20 protein-coding genes and 1 pseudogene are annotated in these 20,566 nt (G+C 65.7%); 17 read left to right on the top strand and 4 right to left on the bottom strand.

Annotated features, from left to right (window positions below):
* Positions 1-74: 74 nt before the first annotated feature.
* Together PT85_RS18550 and PT85_RS18545 are read left to right on the top strand one after the other, a co-directional pair.
* Positions 75-1,151 (top strand): annotated as a pseudogene (locus PT85_RS18550) (methyl-accepting chemotaxis protein); the annotation flags it as partial.
* On the top strand, positions 1,143-2,006 hold the full coding sequence (locus PT85_RS18545) for a methyl-accepting chemotaxis protein (RefSeq protein ID WP_407681085.1): 864 nt from the start codon (positions 1,143-1,145) through the stop codon (positions 2,004-2,006). The pseudogene PT85_RS18550 and the gene PT85_RS18545, both read left to right, overlap by 9 nt.
* A gap of 13 nt (positions 2,007-2,019) precedes the next feature.
* Here PT85_RS18545 and PT85_RS09020 read toward each other — a convergent pair whose 3' ends face one another.
* Positions 2,020-2,742 carry a GntR family transcriptional regulator gene (locus tag PT85_RS09020; RefSeq protein ID WP_027591455.1) on the bottom strand — a complete coding sequence of 241 codons (723 nt, stop codon included), beginning with the start codon at positions 2,740-2,742 and terminating at the stop codon, positions 2,020-2,022.
* 167 nt (positions 2,743-2,909) lie between these two features.
* Here PT85_RS09020 and PT85_RS09015 point away from each other — a divergent pair, with 167 nt between their 5' ends.
* From PT85_RS09015 to hisC, 12 genes are all read left to right on the top strand, one after another.
* Positions 2,910-3,740 (top strand): amidohydrolase family protein, encoded by an 831-nt coding sequence (locus PT85_RS09015; protein WP_027591454.1) that lies wholly within the window; start codon positions 2,910-2,912, stop codon positions 3,738-3,740.
* 21 nt (positions 3,741-3,761) lie between these two features.
* Entirely contained in the window at positions 3,762-5,063 is a 1,302-nt protein-coding gene (locus PT85_RS09010; RefSeq protein ID WP_027591453.1) for an SLC13 family permease, read from the top strand.
* A 173-nt stretch (positions 5,064-5,236) separates the two neighbouring features.
* Positions 5,237-6,043, top strand: a complete 807-nt coding sequence (locus PT85_RS09005) for an ATP-binding cassette domain-containing protein (protein ID WP_027591452.1) — start codon at positions 5,237-5,239, stop codon at positions 6,041-6,043.
* Positions 6,043-6,840, top strand: coding sequence for a lipid asymmetry maintenance ABC transporter permease subunit MlaE (mlaE, locus tag PT85_RS09000; protein ID WP_027591451.1), 798 nt, complete (start codon positions 6,043-6,045; stop codon positions 6,838-6,840). Before PT85_RS09005 ends, mlaE begins: the two co-directional genes overlap by 1 nt.
* Positions 6,840-7,307, top strand: a complete 468-nt coding sequence (gene mlaD / locus PT85_RS08995; RefSeq protein WP_027591450.1) for an outer membrane lipid asymmetry maintenance protein MlaD — start codon at positions 6,840-6,842, stop codon at positions 7,305-7,307. The genes mlaE and mlaD overlap by 1 nt, the downstream gene beginning before the upstream one ends.
* Positions 7,308-7,315: 8 nt before the next feature.
* Positions 7,316-7,960, top strand: a complete 645-nt coding sequence (locus tag PT85_RS08990; protein WP_027591449.1) for an MlaC/ttg2D family ABC transporter substrate-binding protein — start codon at positions 7,316-7,318, stop codon at positions 7,958-7,960.
* The gene (locus PT85_RS08985) at positions 7,957-8,268 is read left to right on the top strand and encodes an STAS domain-containing protein (protein ID WP_027591448.1); all 312 of its coding nucleotides are present in this window, start codon (positions 7,957-7,959) and stop codon (positions 8,266-8,268) included. Before PT85_RS08990 ends, PT85_RS08985 begins: the two co-directional genes overlap by 4 nt.
* Positions 8,269-8,354: 86 nt before the next feature.
* The gene (locus PT85_RS08980) at positions 8,355-8,594 is read left to right on the top strand and encodes a BolA family protein (RefSeq protein ID WP_027591447.1); all 240 of its coding nucleotides are present in this window, start codon (positions 8,355-8,357) and stop codon (positions 8,592-8,594) included.
* 21 nt (positions 8,595-8,615) lie between these two features.
* On the top strand, positions 8,616-9,881 hold the full coding sequence (gene murA, locus PT85_RS08975) for a UDP-N-acetylglucosamine 1-carboxyvinyltransferase (protein WP_027591446.1): 1,266 nt from the start codon (positions 8,616-8,618) through the stop codon (positions 9,879-9,881).
* 52 nt (positions 9,882-9,933) lie between these two features.
* Positions 9,934-10,566 carry an ATP phosphoribosyltransferase gene (gene hisG, locus PT85_RS08970; RefSeq protein ID WP_027591445.1) on the top strand — a complete coding sequence of 211 codons (633 nt, stop codon included), beginning with the start codon at positions 9,934-9,936 and terminating at the stop codon, positions 10,564-10,566.
* Between the two features lie 95 nt (positions 10,567-10,661).
* Positions 10,662-11,969: a histidinol dehydrogenase gene (hisD, locus tag PT85_RS08965; RefSeq protein WP_027591444.1), complete on the top strand. Its 1,308-nt coding sequence runs from the start codon at positions 10,662-10,664 to the stop codon at positions 11,967-11,969.
* 112 nt (positions 11,970-12,081) lie between these two features.
* A complete protein-coding gene (hisC, locus tag PT85_RS08960) occupies positions 12,082-13,140 on the top strand; it encodes a histidinol-phosphate transaminase (protein ID WP_039606473.1) in 1,059 nt (352 codons plus the stop codon).
* A gap of 139 nt (positions 13,141-13,279) precedes the next feature.
* On the opposite strand, the gene algW is transcribed toward hisC, so the two are convergent.
* Positions 13,280-14,467, bottom strand: a complete 1,188-nt coding sequence (gene algW, locus PT85_RS08955; protein WP_407681084.1) for a Do family serine endopeptidase AlgW — start codon at positions 14,465-14,467, stop codon at positions 13,280-13,282.
* A 188-nt stretch (positions 14,468-14,655) separates the two neighbouring features.
* Between algW and PT85_RS08950 the strand changes: the two genes are divergently transcribed.
* The 3 genes from PT85_RS08950 to cysN all read left to right on the top strand — a co-directional run bounded on the left by PT85_RS08950 (position 14,656) and on the right by cysN (position 18,358).
* A complete protein-coding gene (locus PT85_RS08950; protein WP_039606472.1) occupies positions 14,656-15,414 on the top strand; it encodes a Nif3-like dinuclear metal center hexameric protein in 759 nt (252 codons plus the stop codon).
* Between the two features lie 118 nt (positions 15,415-15,532).
* Complete coding sequence (cysD, locus tag PT85_RS08945) at positions 15,533-16,450, top strand: sulfate adenylyltransferase subunit CysD (protein ID WP_027591440.1); 918 nt, start codon at positions 15,533-15,535, stop codon at positions 16,448-16,450.
* A gap of 12 nt (positions 16,451-16,462) precedes the next feature.
* Complete coding sequence (gene cysN / locus PT85_RS08940) at positions 16,463-18,358, top strand: sulfate adenylyltransferase subunit CysN (RefSeq protein WP_039606471.1); 1,896 nt, start codon at positions 16,463-16,465, stop codon at positions 18,356-18,358.
* A 62-nt stretch (positions 18,359-18,420) separates the two neighbouring features.
* Here the strand turns inward: cysN and PT85_RS08935 are convergent, their stop codons facing one another.
* Both PT85_RS08935 and PT85_RS08930 read right to left on the bottom strand, forming a co-directional pair.
* Positions 18,421-19,371, bottom strand: coding sequence for a hypothetical protein (locus tag PT85_RS08935; RefSeq protein ID WP_039606470.1), 951 nt, complete (start codon positions 19,369-19,371; stop codon positions 18,421-18,423).
* Between the two features lie 73 nt (positions 19,372-19,444).
* On the bottom strand, positions 19,445-20,476 hold the full coding sequence (locus PT85_RS08930; RefSeq protein WP_052237646.1) for a GlxA family transcriptional regulator: 1,032 nt from the start codon (positions 20,474-20,476) through the stop codon (positions 19,445-19,447).
* Between the last annotated feature and the right edge of the window lie 90 nt (positions 20,477-20,566).

Below are 20,566 nucleotides of genomic sequence, written 5' to 3'. Positions count from 1 at the left end.
ATAGATGTCGAGATGTGTCATTATTCTGATATCAAATTAATGGCGCTGGCGGGCAAGGCTTGCGCTCCGAGTGGATGAGTCTGATGAGCGAATGGTTGGCGAATCTCAGTGTGACCTTGAAGCTGGCCCTGGGCTTCGGTCTGGTCCTGGTATTCACCGCGACGCTGGCGGTGGTCAGCTGGAACGGCCTGGACCGGGTGATCGAGCGCGGCGGCTGGGTAGCCCAGATCAACGAGCTGGGCGAGCTGCTGGGGCGGTTGCGCGCCGAGCGGCTGGGCTATCAGCTCAGCGTGGGCGACGAGCAGCAGGCCGAGCGGGTACAGCAGGCGCTTGAAGACTACAGCCGGCGACATCAGGAAGTGCTGCGGCATTTCCCTGCCGGTGAGGGTGGCGAGCTGCTGCGCGAGCAGGCAGGGCAGCTCGCTCTCTATCAGGAGTCCCTGGCGCGTATGCGCGAGGCCTATCGCGCGGCCTGGTCGGCGCGCAATCGCATGGGCGAGCTGGCCCGGGCCTCCTTCGTCGACATCCACCAGGTGCTGGCCGATGTGCTGTCGTTGCCCAGCGGGGCCGCATCACGCTTTGCGCGCTATCAGGCCATCCGTGACGTCAATGAGCAGCTGCAATTGGTGCGCTACGAGGTGCGCGGCTACACCGCCAACCCGACTACCAGAACCGAGCAGGCGGCGCGCGCCCAGTTCGTCCGGGCGTTCGATGCCATCGGGGCGGCGGCGACGACGTTTGGCGCCGACCATCGCCAGGCCATGACCAGCGTGCGGGCGCGCCTGGAGGCCTATCAAGGCGCGGTGGAGGCGTTTCGGGTGGCACACGCCGAGATCCTGGCTGCCCAGGAGCAGCAGCTCGGGCACGGCAACGAAATCGCCCGTCTCAGCAAGGCGCTGAGTGCCGATCAGTTTCAGCGTCGCGACCAGGAAACCGCCTCGGCACGCCAGGTGCTGATGGTCGGCGCGCTGCTGGCGCTGCTGCTGGGCGTGCTGTCCGCCTGGCTGATCACGCGACAGATCACCGGGCGCCTGGGCGAGACGCTGAAGGTCGTCGAGCGCATAGCGTCCGGCGATCTCAGCGAGCTGTCGCTGTCAGTGCGTCGCGACGAGATCGGCGTGTTGCAGCAGGGCGTGCAGCGCATGGGCCGGACCCTGCGTGAGCTGATCGGCGGCATCCGCGATGGCGCCGGTCAGGTGGCCAGCGCGGCGGAGGAGCTGTCGGCGGTCACCGAGCAGGCCCGGGCCGGTATCGGCCGGCAAAAGGACGAAACGGACCAGGTGGCTACCGCCATGCAGGAAATGTCCGCCACCGCGCAGGACGTGGCGCGCAACGCCGGGCAGGCTTCCCAGGCCGCTACCCGCGCCGATGCCGAGGCGCGCCAGGGTAGCCAGGTGGTGGTTGAGGTGCTGCAGCAGATCGAGCGGTTGGCCGCCGAGGTGCACCGCTCCAGCGGCGCGATGGCCGACCTGGAGCAGGAGAGCGACAAGATCGGTCGGGTGCTGGATGTGATCCGCGCGGTGGCCGAGCAGACCAACCTGCTGGCGCTGAACGCGGCCATCGAGGCGGCCCGGGCCGGAGAGGCGGGGCGCGGCTTCGCGGTGGTAGCCGACGAGGTCCGCACGCTGGCGCAGCGCACCGCCGAGTCCACGGCGGAGATCGAACAACTGATCGTCGCCCTGCAGGCCAGCGCCCACAGGGTTGCCGGTCAGTTGGAGAACAGCCAGGCGCTGGCGTCCAGCAGCGTGGGTTTGAGCGGCGAAGCCGGTGACGCGCTTCAGGGCATCACCCGGGCGGTGTCGAGCATCGAGACGATGAACCAGCAGATCGCCGCGGCGGCCGAACAGCAGAGCGCGGTGGCCGAGGAGGTCAGTCGGCGCATCGTCAGTGTGCGCGACGTCACCGAGCAGAGCGCAACGGCCAGCGGCCAGACGGCCGTGTCGAGCGTCGAGCTGGCGCGACTCGGTAATCAGCTGCAGGGGCTGGTCAGTCGCTTTCGGTTGTGAGCCGCCGGCCCCGTCAGGAAATCTCGATCTGGTAGCGGAAGGTGTCGGCGGCGGCGCGGGAGACGCGGTACTCGATGGGCTGGCGATCGTAGCCCAGGGCCAGGCGTTCAATCACCACCACCGGATTGCCGGCTTCCAGGCCCAGGGTGGCGGCGATATCCGCGCCGGCCGGCTCGACGGTGAGGGTTTCCTTGGCCGAAGCCACACGCTGGCCGCAGGTTTGCTCGTAGAAGGGGTACAGCAGATTGCCGAAGGCTTCCGGCTGGATATCAAGCAGGGCGGCAAAGCGGGTCGCCGGTAGCCAGATCACCTCATGGAACAGCGGCAGGCCATCAATCAGGCGCAGCCGCAGCAAGCGGAGGGTTTGCTCGCCGCTGGCCAGCCCGAGGGCCTGTGCCACCGAGGCCGGCGGGGTTTCCAGGCTGCGCGAGAGGATGCGCCCTTCCGGTACCTGTTCGCCGCCTCGGAAGAAGCGCAGCAGCGAGCCGTCGAAATTCGGTCGGCGCAGGAAGGTGCCGCGACCCTGAATGCGTTGCAACAGGCCTTCCGCCACCAGCATGTCCACCGCCTTGCGCACCGTGCCGACCGCCACTCCGTAGTGGCGCGTCAGCTCCGCCTCGGTGGGAATGGCCTGGTCGGGCAGCCAGGTGCCGTCGGCGATCTTGTCCAGCATTTCGTCTTTCAGGCGCTGATAGAGCGGCAGCCGCTCGTCATGCCCCAGGCTCGCGTGGGCCATGGCCGTCCTCCCCGGCAGGAAAATCGCGCAACTCTACCACCCGGCGTGCGGTTGACAAGGTTTTACCGCTAGAGATATGGTCAACCGATCATCTAATCATATAGATGAATTAAGCACCCCCGCAGTGGGGCTTCGGCTTGAACAATGATCATCAAAGGTAAGCCGTGATGCCTTCATCCGCTTGTTCCGGGATTTCCGGAATCGATACCCATGCGCACATCTTCCGCCGCGACCTGCCACTGGCGAGCGGCCGTCGCTACAGTCCCGACTACGATGCCAGCGTTGAGCAGTTTCTCGCCCAGCTGGATCGCTGCGGGCTTTCCCATGGGGTGCTGATCCAGCCCAGCTTCCTGGGCACCGACAACCGCTTCATGCTCGAGGCGCTGCGTCGCTACCCCGAACGGCTGCGCGGAGTGGCCGTGGTCTCGCCGGATATCGACGACGCCGAACTGGATGAGCTGGGCGCGGCCGGTGTGGTGGGGGTTCGCCTGAACCTGATCGGCCAGCCGCTGGAGGATTACCAGGTGCCGCGCTGGCAGGAATTCTTCAAGCGCCTGGCACAGCGAAGCTGGCATGTCGAAGTGCAGCGGGGGTTCGATGATCTGGCGTACGTCATCCGGCCGATGATCGATGCCGGTGTGAACGTGGTGGTGGACCATTTTGGCCTGCCGCGCGGTGGAATCGACATGAACAATGCCGCCCACCGGGCAGCCCTGGCTCTGCTGGGACAGGCGCCGGTGTGGGTCAAGCTGTCGGCGGCCTACCGCAGCGAGAGCGATCTTGCACAAGCGGCTGTCGTGCTGGCGCAGTTGCGCCAGGCCTGCGGCGGAGTGGGGCGTTTCCTGTGGGGTAGCGACTGGCCGCATACCCAGTTCGAGGAGCATACCGACCATGCGGCGCAGTTCGCTTTCCTTGAGCGGCTGTTGCCCGATCCCGCCGAGCGTGCCCGCGTGCTGGTGGAAAATCCCGCCGAGCTTTTCGGCTTCCTGGCCCGATAGCCGCCGCACAGAGAGAATTTCATGATCAGCATGTTAGTGGTTGCCGCGATCGTCATCGCGGTGGTGCTCGGGTACCGCACCAAGATCAATATCGGCCTGTTCGCCATCGCCTTCGCTTACCTGATCGGCTGCTTCGGCATGGGCCTCAAGCCCGCCGAGGTGATCGGCATGTGGCCACTGAAGATCTTCTTCGTGATCTTTTCGGTGTGCCTGTTCTACAGCTTCGCCATTGTCAACGGCACGCTGGAAAAGCTTGCCGAACACCTCATCTATGGCTGTCGCCGCTTGCCGCACCTGCTGCCCTATGCGGTGTTCGTCGCCTCCAGCCTGATCGCCGGCATGGGCGCCGGTTTCTATACGGTGCTGGCGTTCATGGCGCCGATCACGCTGCTGCTGTGCGAGCGCACCGGCATGAGCATGATCCTTGGCGCGCTGGCGGTTAACTATGGCGCGCTGGGTGGGGCCAACTTTGTATCCAGCCAGAGCGGCATCATCTTCCGCGGCCTGATGACTACCGCTGGCGTGCCGGAAAGCGAGGCCTTCATCCACAGCTTCGCGATCTTCGTCAGCACCATGGTCGTGCCCCTGGTGGTGATTTCCGCCTTCGTGTTCTTCTCGCGCAGCGGCCGAGCGCTCAAGGACGCCAGCTTCGCAGCCAGCGTGCCGAGCCCGCTGAACCGTGAGCAGAAGACCACCCTGTGGCTGACCCTGGCCATGATGGCCATCGTGTTGGCCGCGCCGGTGCTGCACATGGCTTTCCCGGACAGTCCGACCTTTAAGCTGATCAACGCCAAGATGGATATCGGCCTGATTGCCAGCCTGTTCTCGGTGCTGGCGTTGCTGCTCAAGGTCGGTGACGAGCGCAAGGCCATGGCCGCAGTGCCCTGGGGGACGCTGGTGATGATCTGCGGGGTTGGCATGCTGATCGCCGTGGCGATCAAGGCCGGCACCATTGATGCGCTGGCCTCCTGGATCGGGGCCACCATCCCGCCGCTGCTGGTGCCGGTGGTGTTCGGTGTGGTGGCGGCGTTCATGTCGCTGTTCGCCAGCACGCTGGGGGTGGTCACGCCGGCGCTGTTCCCCATGGTGCTGCCGATCGCCGCGCAGATGGGGCTGGACCCGATGGTGCTGTTTGTCAGCATCGTGGTGGGTTCCCAGGCCACCGCCATCTCGCCGTTCTCTTCCGGTGGCAGCCTGATCCTGGGCTCCTGTCGCACCGAGCAGGGGCGTGCGGAGCTGTTCCCGCAGCTGCTGTTGCGCGCGGCGCCGATCGGTTTTGTCGCCGCCATGCTGTTCAACGTGGTGTTGACCTTCGCCTTCTGATGAGGCGCCTTCCGCCCGCCTGACTGTTGTCGGGCGGGCGGCATCCTTCGCTCCTGTGCTGTCGCCGCTTTCGGATCATACGTTCAGTGATGAATGTTTGATGAAGGTGGTATAGTGCGCGCCGTTTTCGCCGCCACCCAGGTGGCTGCCGAGAGGCGCTACAGGAGGTTGATGTGACTGACCACGAGCATGCGGTCGAGCTGAAGGGGTTGACCTTCCGGCGCGGCGAGCGGGCCATCTTCGACAACGTGGACCTGGTGTTTCCGCGCGGGAAAGTCACCGGAATCATGGGGCCCTCCGGTTGCGGCAAGACCACCTTGCTGCGGCTGATCGCCGCCCAGCTGCGCCCCGAGAAGGGCGAGGTCTGGGTCAACGGCGTCAATCTGCCGACCCTCGGTCGCGGCGCGCTGTTCGACATGCGCAAGCAGTTCGGCGTGCTGTTCCAGAGCGGTGCGCTGTTCACCGATCTGAACGTGTTCGAGAACGTCGCCTTCCCGCTGCGCGTGCACACCGAGTTGCCCGAAGAGATGATTCGCGACATCGTGCTGATGAAGCTGCAGGCCGTCGGCCTGCGCGGCGCCATCGAGTTGATGCCCGACGAGCTGTCCGGCGGCATGAAGCGCCGCGTGGCGCTGGCGCGAGCCATCGCCCTCGATCCGCAGATCCTTCTGTATGACGAGCCCTTCGTCGGCCAGGATCCGATCGCCATGGGCGTGCTGGTGCGCCTGATCCGCCTGCTCAACGACGCGCTGGGCATCACCAGCATCGTCGTCTCCCATGACCTGGCGGAAACCGCCAGCATCGCCGATTACCTGTATGTGGTCGGCGATGGCAAGGTGCTGGGCCAGGGCACGCCCGACGAGCTGATGAATTCCGATGATCCACGGGTACGCCAGTTCATGCAGGGCACCCCGGACGGTCCGGTGCCCTTCCATTATCCGGCGGTGGATTACCGCGCCGACCTGCTGGGAAGCCGCTGATGCGCACGAAGTCTCCCCTTGAACGTATCCGCCTGCTCGGCAAGGCCGGCCTGGATGTCTGCCAGGCCCTGGGTCGCTCGACCCTATTCCTGTTCCATGTGCTGGCGGGCCGCAGCGGACTGGGCAACGGCCTGCAGTTGCTGATCAAGCAGCTGTATTTCGTCGGCGTGCTGTCGCTGCCGATCATCGTGGTGTCCGGCATCTTCATCGGCATGGTGCTGGCGCTGCAGGGCTTCAACATCCTCAGTGATTTCGGCTCCGAGCAGGCCGTCGGCCAGATGGTCGCGCTGACCCTGCTGCGCGAGCTGGGCCCGGTGGTCACCGCACTGCTGTTCGCTGGCCGCGCCGGCTCGGCGCTGACCGCCGAGATCGGCAACATGAAGTCCACCGAGCAGTTGTCCAGCTTCGAGATGATCGGCGTCGATCCGCTCAAGTACGTGGTCCTGCCGCGCCTGTGGGCCGGTTTCATTTCCATGCCCCTGCTGGCCGCCATCTTCAGCGTGGTCGGCATCTGGGGCGGCGCCATGGTCGCGGTGGACTGGCTGGGCGTCTACGAGGGTTCCTACTGGGGCAACATGCAGAACAGCGTGCGCTTCATGGAAGACGTCGTGAATGGCGTCATCAAGAGCGTGGTGTTCGCCTTCGTGGTTACCTGGATCGCCGTGTTCCAGGGCTATGACTGCGAGCCGACCTCCGAAGGCATCAGCCGCGCCACCACCCGTACCGTCGTCTACGCCTCGCTGGCCGTGCTCGGCCTCGACTTCATTCTGACTGCCCTGATGTTTGGAGACTTCTGATGCAAAGCCGCACTCTGGAAATCGGCGTGGGCCTGTTCCTGCTCGCCGGCCTGCTTGCCCTGCTGCTGCTCGCCCTGCGCGTCAGCGGCCTGTCGGCGGTCGGCTCCGGTGATACCTACCGGCTCTACGCCTATTTCGACAACGTCGCCGGGCTGACGCCGCGCGCCAAGGTAACCATGGCCGGTGTGACCATCGGCAAGGTGGTCGCCGTCGACCTGGACAAGGAACGCTACACCGGTCGGGTCACCCTCGAGGTCGACCGTGCGGTGGACAACCTGCCGACCGACTCCACCGCCTCGATCCTCACCGCCGGCCTGCTGGGCGAGAAGTACATCGGTATCAGCGTCGGTGGCGAGGAAGAGGTGCTGCGCGAGGGTGGCGAGATCCGCGACACCCAGTCGGCACTGGTACTCGAGGACCTGATTGGCAAGTTCCTGCTCAATACCGTGAACAAAGAGGGCCAATGATGACTGTTCTGATCAATGCCGTTCGGCACACCCTCCTGACCCTGCTGCTCGGCTTGCCGCTGCTGGCCAGTGCCGCGCCCACCGCCCAGCAGGTGGTGGAACAGAGCGTCGAGCGCATGCTCGGCGACCTGAAGGCCAACAAGGAGCGCTATCGCACCGACCGCGAGGCGTTCTACCAGGCCCTGAACGAGATCCTCGGTCCGGTGGTGGATGTGCGCGGGATTTCGCGCAGCATCATGACCGTCAAGTACTCGCGCCAGGCCAGCGAGGCGCAGATGCTGCGTTTCGAGGACAACTTCAAGCGCAGCCTGATGCAGTTCTACGGCAACGCGCTGCTTGAGTACGACAACCAGGGTATTCGCATCCTGCCTGGTCGCCAGACCGAGCCGGATCGCGCCAGCGTCGGCATGGAGGTGATCGGCCAGAACGGCGTGGTCTATCCGCTCTCCTACACCATGGTCAAGCAGGGTGATACCTGGCTGCTGCGCAACGTGATCATCAACGGCATCAACGTCGGAAAGCTGTTCCGCGACCAGTTCGCCGAGGCTATGCAGCGCAATGGCAACGACCTGGACAAGACCATCGACGGCTGGGTGCAGGTGGTCGAGCAGGCCAAGGATAGCGCCGAGGCCCAGCAGGCGAGCGGCCGATGAGCGCAAGTATCCATGCCGAGTCCGACGGACGGCTACAACTTGCCGGTGTGCTGGATTTTCGCACCGGCCCCGGCCTGCGCGAGCAGGGTCGCGCGCTGATCCGCAACAACCAGAGTGGTGCGCTGTGCCTGGATCTGTCGGCGGTGGAGAAATCCAGCAGCGTCGGTCTGGCGCTGCTGCTGGCTTTCCTGCGTGACGCCGAGGCGGCCGGGAAGACACTGCGGGTACAGGCGCTGCCCGCCGACATGCGGCAGATCGCCGAGGTCTGCCAGCTGCTGGAAATCCTGCCCGCGGACGCCAGTGCGTGAGTCGCGACGTCCGGGCTTTTTTTGTATGATGCCCGGCTCGCGAGCCCAGGGCTCCGTACTATCCGAACGCGCCGAGCGAGGTTGAGATGCAGGCACTGGACGTTAAGAACTTTCTTGAAGAGCAACTGCCGGGCGTGCAGGTCGAAGTGGAAGGCGCGGGCTGCAGCTTCCAGCTGAACCTGATCGACGACGCGCTGGCCGCGCTCAGCCCGGTCAAGCGCCAGCAGCAGATCTACGCGCACCTCAATCCCTGGATCGCCGACGGCAGCATCCATGCCGTCACTATGAAATTCTACAGCCGCGCCCAGTGGGCCGAGCGCTCCTGAGGCGTCGACGCCGAGAGACCTATGGACAAACTGATCATCACCGGTGGCAATCGCCTCGACGGCGAAATCCGCATTTCCGGGGCGAAGAACTCCGCCCTGCCGATCCTGGCTGCCACCCTGCTGGCTGATACGCCGGTCACCGTGTGCAACCTGCCGCACCTGCATGACATCACCACCATGATCGAGCTGTTCGGTCGCATGGGCGTGCAGCCGATCATCGACGAGAAGCTCAGCGTCGAGGTGGATGCCAGCAGCATCCAGACCCTGGTGGCGCCCTACGAACTGGTCAAGACCATGCGCGCGTCGATCCTGGTGCTCGGCCCGATGGTTGCCCGCTTCGGTCAGGCCGAGGTGGCGCTGCCTGGCGGCTGCGCCATCGGCTCGCGCCCGGTGGACCTGCACATCCGCGGCCTGGAAGCCCTGGGCGCCGAGATCGAGGTGGAGGGCGGCTACATCAAGGCCAAGGCGCCGGCTGGTGGCTTGCGTGGCGGACGCTTCTTCTTCGACGTGGTCAGCGTGACCGGCACCGAGAACATCATGATGGCCGCGGCGCTGGCCAACGGTCGCACCGTGCTGGAAAACGCCGCGCGCGAGCCGGAAGTGGTCGACCTGGCCAACTTCCTCAACGCCATGGGCGCGCAGGTCAGCGGCGCCGGTACCGACACCATCACCATCGAGGGCGTGAAGCGCCTGGGTGGCGGTCGCTACAGCGTGATGCCCGACCGCATCGAGACCGGCACCTACCTGGTGGCGGCCGCCGCGACCCGGGGCCGCGTGAAGCTCAAGGACACCGATCCGACCATCCTGGAGGCCGTGCTGGCCAAGCTTGAGGAAGCTGGCGCGCACATTTCCACCGGCAGTGACTGGATCGAACTGGACATGAAGGGCAATCGTCCGCGCGCGGTTAACGTGCGTACCGCGCCCTATCCGGCGTTCCCCACCGACATGCAGGCGCAGTTCATCGCCATGAACGCCGTGGCCGAAGGCGTCGGCACCGTGGTGGAAACGGTGTTCGAGAACCGCTTCATGCACGTCTACGAAATGAACCGCATGGGTGCGCAGATCCTGGTCGAGGGCAACACCGCCATCGTCACCGGCGTGCCGCAGTTGAAGGCCGCCCCCGTGATGGCCACCGACCTGCGCGCCTCCGCCAGCCTGGTGATCGCCGCGCTGGTGGCCGAGGGCGAGACGCTGATCGACCGCATCTACCACATCGACCGTGGCTACGAGTGCATCGAGGAAAAGCTCCAGCTGCTGGGCGCCAAGATTCGTCGCGTGCCCAACTAAGGCCTTTGACGGGAGCCTGGCGCTCCCGTCGTCCGTTTCTCAAGGATTCACCATGCTCACCATTGCGCTGTCCAAGGGCCGCATTCTCGATGACACCCTGCCGCTGCTGGCCGAAGCCGGCATCGTTCCCACCGAGAATCCGGACAAGAGCCGCAAGCTGATCATCCCCACCAGCCTGGAGGATGTGCGCCTGCTGATCGTGCGTGCCACCGACGTGCCCACCTATGTGGAGCAGGGCGCCGCCGATCTCGGCGTGGCGGGCAAGGACGTGCTGATGGAGTTCGGTGGCCAGGGTCTTTACGAGCCGCTGGACCTGAAGATTGCCAATTGCAAGCTGATGACCGCCGGCAAGGTCGGCGCGCCCGAACCCAGGGGCCGGCTGAAGGTGGCCACCAAGTTCGTCAATGTCGCCAAGCGCTACTACGCCGAACAGGGCCGCCAGGTGGACATCATCAAGCTGTACGGCTCCATGGAGCTGGCGCCGCTGGTCGGCCTGGCCGACAAGATCATCGACGTGGTCGACACCGGCAATACCCTGCGCGCCAACGGCCTGGAGCCCCAGGAGCTGATCGCCACCATCAGCTCGCGGCTGATCGTCAACAAGGCGTCCATGAAGATGAAGCACGCCCGCATCCAGGCGCTGATCGAAACCCTGCGCGAGGCGGTCGAGCGACACCACGTTTGATCGGCCTATCCGCGTCATAGCCTTTTTCTCGGGCGTCCACGCGGCGGGCTTGATAGTCTAGCGACGCCCGAGCCACTGCCATTACGAGGCCTGCCATGACTGCTGATCTTTCCCTGCGTCGACTCAATGCCGCTGATCCGGAGTTCGCCCGACACCTGGATCATCTGCTGAGCTGGGAAAGCGTGTCCGACGATGCGGTCAACCAGCGCGTGCTGGAGATCATCGCCAACGTGCGCAGTCGCGGCGATGCCGCGCTGGTGGAATACAGCCAGCGTTTCGACCAGGTCGAAGCGACCTCGATGGCCGATCTGATCCTGCCGCGCGAGCGCCTGGAGCTGGCGCTGCAGCGCATCACGCCCGAGCAGCGCCAGGCGCTGGAAACCGCTGCGGCGCGGGTGCGCAGCTACCACGAGAAGCAGCGCCAGGATTCCTGGAGCTACACCGAGGCCGACGGCACCGTGCTGGGCCAGAAGGTCACCCCGCTGGACCGCGCCGGCCTGTACGTGCCGGGCGGCAAGGCCGCCTATCCGTCGTCGGTGCTGATGAATGCCATTCCCGCCAAGGTCGCCGGTGTGCCCGAGGTGGTCATGGTGGTGCCGACGCCGCGCGGCGAGCTCAACGAGATCGTGCTGGCCGCCGCCGCCATCGCCGGCGTCGACCGGGTGTTCTGCATCGGCGGCGCCCAGGCCGTGGCCGCGCTGGCCTATGGCACCGAGAGCGTGCCGCCGGTGGACAAGATCGTCGGCCCCGGCAACATCTACGTGGCCACCGCCAAGCGCCACGTGTTCGGCAAGGTCGGCATCGACATGATCGCCGGCCCGTCGGAAATCCTCGTGGTCTGCGACGGCCAGACCGATCCGGACTGGATCGCCATGGACCTGTTCTCCCAGGCCGAGCACGACGAGGACGCCCAGGCCATCCTGGTCAGCCCGGACGCCGCCTTCCTCGACCGCGTGGCCGCCAGCATCGCCAAGCTGCTGCCGACCCTGGAGCGCGAAGCCATCGCCCGCACCTCGCTGCAGGGTCGCGGCGCGCTGATCCAGGTAGCCGACATGGCCCAGGCCATCGAGGTGGCCAACCGCATCGCCCCCGAGCATCTGGAGCTGTCGGTGGAAAATCCCGAGCAGTATCTGCCGCAGATCCGCCACGCCGGCGCGATCTTCATGGGCCGCTACACCGCCGAGGCGCTGGGCGACTACTGCGCCGGCCCCAACCACGTGCTGCCCACTTCCGGCACCGCGCGCTTCTCCTCGCCGCTGGGCGTCTACGACTTCCAGAAGCGCTCGTCGATCATCCACTGCTCGGCCGAGGGCGCCTCGGCGCTGGGCAAGGTGGCCTCGGTGCTGGCGCGCGGCGAGTCGCTGACCGCCCACGCACGCAGCGCCGAGTACCGCATCAAGTAAGCCGCCGGGCGGAAAAGGCCGCCGGCCTTTTCCGTCCGACCTCACCCGGTGGAAACGCTGCGCGGATTTCCACCCTACGCCAAACCGAAATCCATTCGAGGAGAGAAGGGCGATGAGCCGATTCTGGAGCCCTTTCGTCAAGGACCTGGTGCCGTACGTGCCGGGTGAGCAGCCCAAACTGGCCCGGCTGGTCAAGCTCAACACCAACGAGAACCCCTACGGGCCGTCGCCGAAGGCCATCGCCGCCATGCAGGCGGAGCTGAACGACAGCCTGCGCCTGTACCCGGACCCCAACGGCGAGCGCCTCAAGCAGGCCGTGGCCACCCATTACCGGGTGCGCCCCGAGCAGGTGTTTGTCGGCAACGGTTCCGACGAAGTGCTGGCGCACATCTTCCACGGGCTGTTCCAGCATGATCGCCCAGTGCTGTTCCCGGACGTCACTTACAGCTTCTACCCGGTGTATTGCGGCCTGTACGGCATCGATTTCGAAACCGTGGCGCTGGACGAGGCATTCCAGATCCGCGTCGACGACTACGCGCGGCCCAACGGCGGCATCATCTTCCCCAACCCGAACGCGCCGACCGGCCGCCTGCTGGGCCTGGCCGAGATCGAGCGACTGCTGCAGGCCAGCCCGGACAGCGTGGTGGTGATCGACGAGGCTTATGTGGATTTCGGCGGCGAGAGCGCCATCGCGCTGGTCGACCGCTACCCGAACCTGCTGGTCACCCAGACGCTGTCCAAGTCGCGCTCGCTGGCCGGCCTGCGTGTCGGCCTGGCGGTCGGTCATCCCGAGCTGATCGAGGCGCTGGAGCGCATCAAGAACAGCTTCAACTCCTACCCGCTGGATCGCCTGGCGATTGCCGGTGCGGCGGCGGCGTTCGAGGACCGCGACTATTTCGAGGACTGCTGCCGCAAGGTGATCGACAGCCGCGAGCGACTGGTCGGCGAACTGACCGGGCTGGGCTTCGAGGTGCTGCCGTCGGCCGCCAACTTCATCTTCGCCCGCCACCCGGGACAGGACGCCGCCACCCTGGCCGCCGGCCTGCGCGAGCAGGGCGTGATCGTGCGCCACTTCAAGCAGCCACGCATCGCCCAGTTCCTGCGCATCACCGTGGGCACGCCGGAGCAGAACCAGGCGCTGGTCGAGGCGCTGCGCGGAATGTGCGGTTGAGGTAGAGATTCGGCTGAAGCCGCGAGGCGGCCGCTTTTTGTGGGTGCGCCTTCTGTCGCGATGCTTTTAGTGCAATCCCGCTCAAACGCTCGCGACTGAAGTCGCACTCACCGCCCGCTGCGGTTCGTGGGCGCGGGCGTCAGGGGCGTTCGGTGCTGGAAGGGACCGGCGGGCGCAGGCCGACTTCCGCGTCGAGCGTCAGCGGCTTGCCGTTACGCAGGATCTCGATGCTGATCTGCTGTCCCGGCCGGGCGCGGGCCACCTGGTTCATGGCGCCGCGACCGTCGACGATCGCCTGGTCGTCCATGCGCAGGATCAGGTCGCCCGGCTGCAAACCGGCGCGCTGTGCCGGCCCGTCCCGATACACGCCGGCGACGATTACGCCGCTGCGCGCGCCCAGGCCGAAGGATTCCGCCAATTCGGGCGTCAGCGCCTGCACTTCGATGCCCAGCCAGCCGCGAATCACCTGGCCGTGTTCGGTGATCGACTGCATCACCTCCAGGGCCAGCTTGACCGGGATGGCGAAGCCGATGCCCTGCGAGCCGCCGGACTTGGAGAAGATTGCCGTGTTGATGCCGATCAGGTTGCCGTGGGCATCCACCAGCGCACCGCCGGAATTGCCCGGGTTGATGGCCGCGTCGGTCTGGATGAAGTCCTCGTAGGTGTTCAGGCCCAGCTGGTTGCGGCCGGTGGCACTGATGATGCCCATGGTCACCGTCTGACCGACGCCGAACGGGTTGCCGATGGCCAGGGTCACGTCGCCGATGCGGATGCCGTCGGAGCGCCCGAGCGGGATCGACGGCAGGTTGGGCAGGTCGATCTTGAGCACCGCCAGGTCGGTCTCCGGGTCGCTGCCGATCACCCGGGCCAGGGTCTCGCGGCCGTCCTTGAGTGCCACCACGATCTGGTCGGCGCCGCTGGTCACGTGGTTGTTGGTCAGCAGGTAGCCGTCATGGGTCATGATCACCGCCGAGCCGAGGCTCGACTCCAGGCGGCGCTGCCGCGGCAGGCTCTCGCCGAAGAAGTGGCGAAACAGCGGGTCCTGGTAGAGCGGATGGTCCGGCTTGCTGACCACCTTGGTGGTGTACAGGTTGGCCACCGCCGGCGCGGCGCGATCCACGGCGCGGGAGTAGGAGACCGGACCTTCCAGGGCGGGCAGGGGAAACACCGCCGGGGTCGGGGCACCGGACAGGCCAACCCATTCGGGATGCCGCTCGATCAGCAGCAGCGCCAGCAGCAGGCCGGTCAGCAGCGGCCAGCCAAAATAGCGCAGTGTCCTGCGCAGCTGTTGAGGATCGAGGGTGCGTTCGCCGAGCCAGCGCGGCATGGCGCGGCTCATGCGGCTGCGGAAGGTTTTGCCCTCGGCACGGGCCCGCAGTAGCGGGTGAGTGTTCAAGGCCCGCAGCAACGGTAAGATTCGCTTTCTCGACACGAGCGACCCCTCGATGAAGTCGCGACATTATACGGACGCGCATCGCAAAGAAGCAGCCGTCCGGCTGTTAAAAGGAACTGCCCATGGGTATCGACCTGTCTACTCTGGTTTTCGAAGCCGATCGTTATCTTGCGGCGGCGAAGATCGCCGATTATTGCCCCAACGGCCTGCAGGTCGAAGGCCGCTCCCGGGTGCGTCGGATCGTCAGCGGGGTGACCGCCAGCCAGGTCCTGCTGGATGCCGCGGTGGTGGAGGGTGCCGATCTGGTGTTGGTACACCACGGCTATTTCTGGAAGAACGAGAGCCCCTGTGTCGTCGGCATGAAGCAGCGACGGCTGAAGACCCTGCTGACCCACGACATCAGCCTGCTGGCCTATCACCTGCCGCTGGACGTGCACCATGAGGTTGGCAACAACGTGCAGCTGGCGCGGCGCCTCGGCCTGCAGGTGGACGGTCCGCTGGAGCCCGACAATCCGCGCTCCGTTGCCTTGGTGGGCCATCTGCCCGAGCCGATGAGCGCCGCGGATTTCGCCCGGCAGGTGGCCGTGGCCCTCGACCGGGAGCCGCTGCTGGTGGATTGCGCGCGCCCCATCCAGCGGGTGGGCTGGTGCACCGGGGGTGGCCAGTGTTACATCGACCAGGCGATCGCCGCCGGGGTCGACCTGTACCTGACCGGCGAGGCGTCCGAGCCGACCTTCCACAGCGCTCGGGAGAACGGCATCGGTTTCATCGCGGCCGGTCACCATGCCACCGAGCGCTACGGGGTGCAGGCGCTGGGCGACTATCTGGCGCAGCGCTTCGGCATCGAGCACCGCTTCATCGACTGCGACAACCCGATTTGATCGCTATATGAATATGAAACTTTGTTCTAGATGTCGGGATTCTTAGAAGAAACCCCGGGTGCTATGGTGCGCGCTCGCCCACGGCCCGTAGGCCGAAACCCCGCACGTGTGAGTAGTCATGGTCGAGAAACTGACGCACCTGAAGCAGCTGGAAGCGGAAAGCATCCACATCATTCGTGAAGTGGCCGCCGAGTTCGATAACCCCGTGATGCTGTATTCCATCGGCAAGGACTCGGCTGTCATGCTCCACCTGGCCCGCAAGGCCTTCTATCCCGGCAAGCTGCCGTTCCCGGTCATGCATGTGGATACCCAGTGGAAGTTCCAGGAGATGTACCGCTTCCGCGACCGCATGGTCGAGGAAATGGGCCTGGAGCTGATCACCCACACCAACCCGGACGGCATCGCCCAGGGCATCAACCCCTTCACCCACGGCAGTGCCAAGCACACCGACGTGATGAAGACCGAGGGCCTGAAGCAGGCGCTCGACAAGTACGGCTTCGATGCCGCCTTCGGTGGCGCGCGCCGCGACGAAGAGAAGTCCCGCGCCAAGGAGCGCGTGTATTCCTTCCGCGACAGCAAGCACCGCTGGGACCCGAAGAACCAGCGCCCCGAGCTGTGGAACATCTACAACGGCAAGGTGAAGAAGGGCGAGTCGATCCGCGTCTTCCCGCTGTCCAACTGGACCGAGCTGGACATCTGGCAATACATCTACCTGGAAGGCATTCCGATCGTGCCGCTGTATTACGCGGCGGAGCGCGAAGTGATCGAGATGAATGGCGCGCTGATCATGATCGACGACGAGCGCATCCTCCAGTACCTGACCGCCGAGCAGAAGGCGAGCATCCAGAAGAGGATGGTGCGTTTCCGCACCCTGGGCTGCTACCCGCTGACCGGCGCGGTGGAATCGACCGCCACCACGCTGCCGGAAATCATCCAGGAAATGCTGTTGACGCGTACCTCCGAGCGCCAGGGCCGAGTGATCGACCACGATCAGGCGGGCTCGATGGAAGAAAAGAAACGCCAGGGCTACTTCTGAGGACCACGCATCATGTCGCATCAATCCGAACTGATCAGCGAGGACATCCTCGCCTACCTGGCCCAGCACGAACGCAAGGAGCTGCTGCGCTTCCTTACCTGCGGCAACGTGGACGACGGCAAGAGCACGCTGATCGGCCGTCTGCTGCACGACTCCAAGATGATCTACGAGGACCATCTGGAAGCCATTACCCGCGACTCGAAGAAAGTCGGCACCACCGGCGATGACGTCGACCTGGCGCTGCTGGTGGATGGCCTGCAGGCCGAGCGCGAGCAGGGCATCACCATCGACGTGGCCTATCGCTACTTCAGCACCGCCAAGCGCAAGTTCATCATTGCCGACACCCCCGGCCACGAGCAGTACACACGCAACATGGCCACCGGCGCCTCGACCTGCGACCTGGCCATCATCCTGGTGGACGCCCGCTACGGCGTGCAGACCCAGACCCGCCGGCACAGCTACATCGCCTCGCTGCTGGGCATCCGCCACATCGTGGTGGCCATCAACAAGATGGACCTGATGGATTTCGACCAGGGCGTGTTCGAGCGCATCCGCGCCGACTACCTGGACTTCGCCGAGCGCATCGGCCTGGATCGCCAGGCCAGCTCGCTGCACTTCGTGCCCATGTCCGCCCTCAAGGGCGACAACGTGGTCAACCGCTCCGAGCGTGCGCCCTGGTACACGGGCCAGCCGCTGATGGAAATCCTCGAGACGGTGGAGATCGCTGCCGATCGCAACCTCGACGACATGCGTTTCCCGGTGCAGTACGTGAATCGCCCGAACCTGAACTTCCGGGGCTTTGCCGGTACGCTCGCGTCGGGCGTGGTTCGCAAGGGTGACGCGGTGGTGGCGCTGCCCTCAGGCAAGGCGAGCCGCATCAAGTCGATCGTCACCTTCGAGGGCGAGCTGGAACAGGCCGGCCCCGGCCAGGCCATCACCCTGACCCTGGAGGACGAGATCGATGTGTCGCGCGGCGACATGCTGGTGCACGCCGACAACCGTCCGCAGGTCAGCGACAGCTTCGAAGCCATGCTGGTCTGGCTGGGCGAGGAGCCCATGCAGCCGGGGCGCAAGTACGACTTCAAGCGCGCTACCAGCTACGTGCCGGGGACGATCCCGTCGATCATCCATCAGGTGGACGTCAACAGCCTCGGGGAATGCGCGGCCAGCAGCCTGCCGTTGAACGGCATCGCGCGGGTCAATGTCAGCCTGGACGCGCCGATCGCCCTGGATGGCTATGCGGATAACCGCACCACCGGCGCGTTCATCGTCATCGATCGGCTGAGCAACGTCACCGTGGGCGCCGGCATGATCATCGCACCGGCAGCCGGCCATGGACATCAGGCCGTAGGCGGGCATGTCAGCCGTGAGGAGCGGGCCGTACGCTTCGGCCAGCAGCCGGCCACCGTGCTGTTCAGCGGCCTGTCCGGCGCTGGCAAGAGCACCTTGGCCTATGCCCTGGAACGCACACTGTTCAACATGGGGCGCGCGGTGTTCGTGCTGGACGGCCAGAACCTGCGTCATGACATCAACAAGGGGCTGCCGCAGGATCGCGCCGGCCGTGCCGAGAACTGGCGTCGTGCCGCCCTGGTGGCACGCCAGTTCAACGAAGCCGGCCTGCTGACCCTGGCGGCTTTCGTGGCGCCGAGCGCGGAAGGGCGTGAGCAGGCGCGGGCGATCATCGGCGCCGAGCGCCTGATCACCGTGTACGTGCAGGCGTCGCCGATGGTCTGCCGCGAGCGGGATCCGCAGGGTCTGTACGCCGCCGGCGAGGACAACATTCCCGGCGAGTCCTTCCCCTACGATGTGCCGCTGGACGCCGACCTGGTGGTCAATACCCAGTCGCACTCCGTCGAGGAGTGCGTGCGCGAAGTGCTGGCGCTGTTGCGTGCCCGGGCGCTGATCTAGTCCAGGCTGCATGAACGAACAGGCCCGCCATCTGGCGGGCCTGTTCGTTCTGGCCGCAGGTGCTATTGGCCGGCGATCTGCTCGGCGTTCAGCAGCTTGCGGGCATGGGCGACTTCCAGGGCCTCCATGGCGTTCGCCGGCGGCAGGCTGACGGCCCGTTGCAGGTGCTCCAACGCCTTGGCCCGTTCCTTCTTCCCGTACACGTAGTTCAGCGCGTTGGCGTACTCGTAGTGGCCGATGGGCAGGCTGTCGGCCTGCTGGAAGGAGCGCTGGAAGTAGTTCTCCATCTTGTCGGGGCTGGCGCCGTAGGTCATGCGGCCGACCAGCTTGCCCACCTTGCGGATCACGCCAGCGTGATAGCCGCCATACAGGGCCAGGGCGTAGGGATGCTTGGGGTGCTGCTTGAGCAGTTCATCCAGCTGATCCGGGATCTGCGAGGTGTAGCCGCGCTTGAGCACCACCGGCACGGACAGTTCCTCGCCCAGGCGAGCCTTGGCATACACGCCGCCGAACATGGCCACCGAGTCGGCGCGGATCAGCTCCCCGGCCTGTTCGTTGTATTCGATCACTTCCTCGAGCAGGCGGTGCTTCTCTTCCTGGCTGTCGGCCAGGAACATGGCGTAGATCACCTGGGCATACATGGCCGGCACCTGGCCGCCAATCCCCAGGGCCATGCCACGCGCCTTGGCTTCGGCGAAATCGCCACGGAACAGCAGACGCCAGACCTCCTGCAGCTCGGCTGCGTACACCTCCGCGTCTCCGGGCGCGCCGGAGAAGCCCGTTTCGGCCGTGGTGCGTTGCAGCGCTTCGGGATTTTCCTCCGCCATGCGGCGAACCCAGGCGGCGTCGGGGAACGGGTAATCGCCGAAGCCCAGGGTGAGGCGCGGCCACGCCTGGCGCAGCTTGTCGCCGCTGTAGTCGAAGGCGCTTTGGTCGTGGGGGAAGGCTTTCCAGTCGGGGTTGGCCTGTGCGCCGAGACTGAACAGGGCGAGCAGGACGAACAGGATGCGCATGGCGATTGAACCCTTGTTTATTGTTGTGATGGGTCGCCAGCATAGACAGGTGGCCGAGGCCGGCCGCCCCATCCTATGTTCTGTGCGGGGCGGGCCGGGTCGCGCTCGCCTGCGGTTCCTTGGGCGCGGCGTGCTGACGATACTGGTTTGGTGACAGGCCTGTGTGCTGGCGAAACAGTCGGGCGAAGAAACTGGCGTCGTCGTAACCCACTTCGTAACTGATGGTCTTGATGCTCTTGCGCGAGGCGCCGAGCAGGCTCTTGGCGGTTTCGATGCGCAGTCGCTGCAGGTAGTGCAGGGGCTTGTCGCCGGTGGCGGCCTGAAAGCGCCGCATGAAGTTGCGGATGCTCATGCCGTGGCGACTGGCGACGTCCTCGAGGCGGAATTTCTCAGTGTAATGCTCCTCCAGCCAGTGCTGGATCTGCAGGATGGCCATGTCGCGGTGCAGCTTCTGGCCGCCGAAGCCGATGCGCCCCGGCGTATAGCTGCGCTGCACCTCGTGCAGCACGTCGCGGGCGACGGTCTGGGCAATGTCCAGGCCGCAGAAACGCTCGATCAGGTGCAGATACAGGTCGCAGGCCGAGGTGCTGCTGGTGGTGCAGTACAGGCGGTCGGCGTCGGTCAGGTGTTTGTCGCGGTTGAGCTGCACCTGCGGAAAGCGTTGCGTGAACTCGTCGAAGAAGCGCCAGTAGGTGGTGGCCTCCTTGCCGTCCAGCAGGCCGGCCTGGGCGATCCAGAACACGCCACTGGCTTCGCCGCACAGCGTGCTGCCGGCGGCGTGGCTGGCCTGCAGCCACTCGAGCACCTGTGGGTGGCGCTGACGAAGCGCATCGAAATCGCCCCAGAAGGCGGGCAGGACCAGAATGTCCGCAGCCTCGAGGCCGCCGTCGACAGGCAGGTGCACGCCGCTGAAGCTGCGTACCGGCTGACCGTCGGCGCTGACCAGGCGTGTCTGGAACGCCGGGGTGGTGCCCAGGCCCTGGCGCTTGCCCAGGCGCAGGCTGGCCATGTGGAACAGGTCGCAGGCTTGCATCAGGGTGGAAGCCAGGACGCCTTCGCAGGCCAGGATGCTGACCCGGCTGAGGGGGAGAGTTGGCATGCTCATTGTTGTTATTAAGGTGAATTAGCCAATGGGTGGCTGGATCGTCGGGTTTTTTGGCGCAACTGTCCAGTTTGAAGCCGGGCGCGGCTGACC

The organism is Pseudomonas flexibilis, assembly GCF_000806415.1.
Classification (GTDB): domain Bacteria; phylum Pseudomonadota; class Gammaproteobacteria; order Pseudomonadales; family Pseudomonadaceae; genus Serpens; species Serpens flexibilis.
This window is presented reverse-complemented; position numbering and strand designations above follow the sequence as displayed.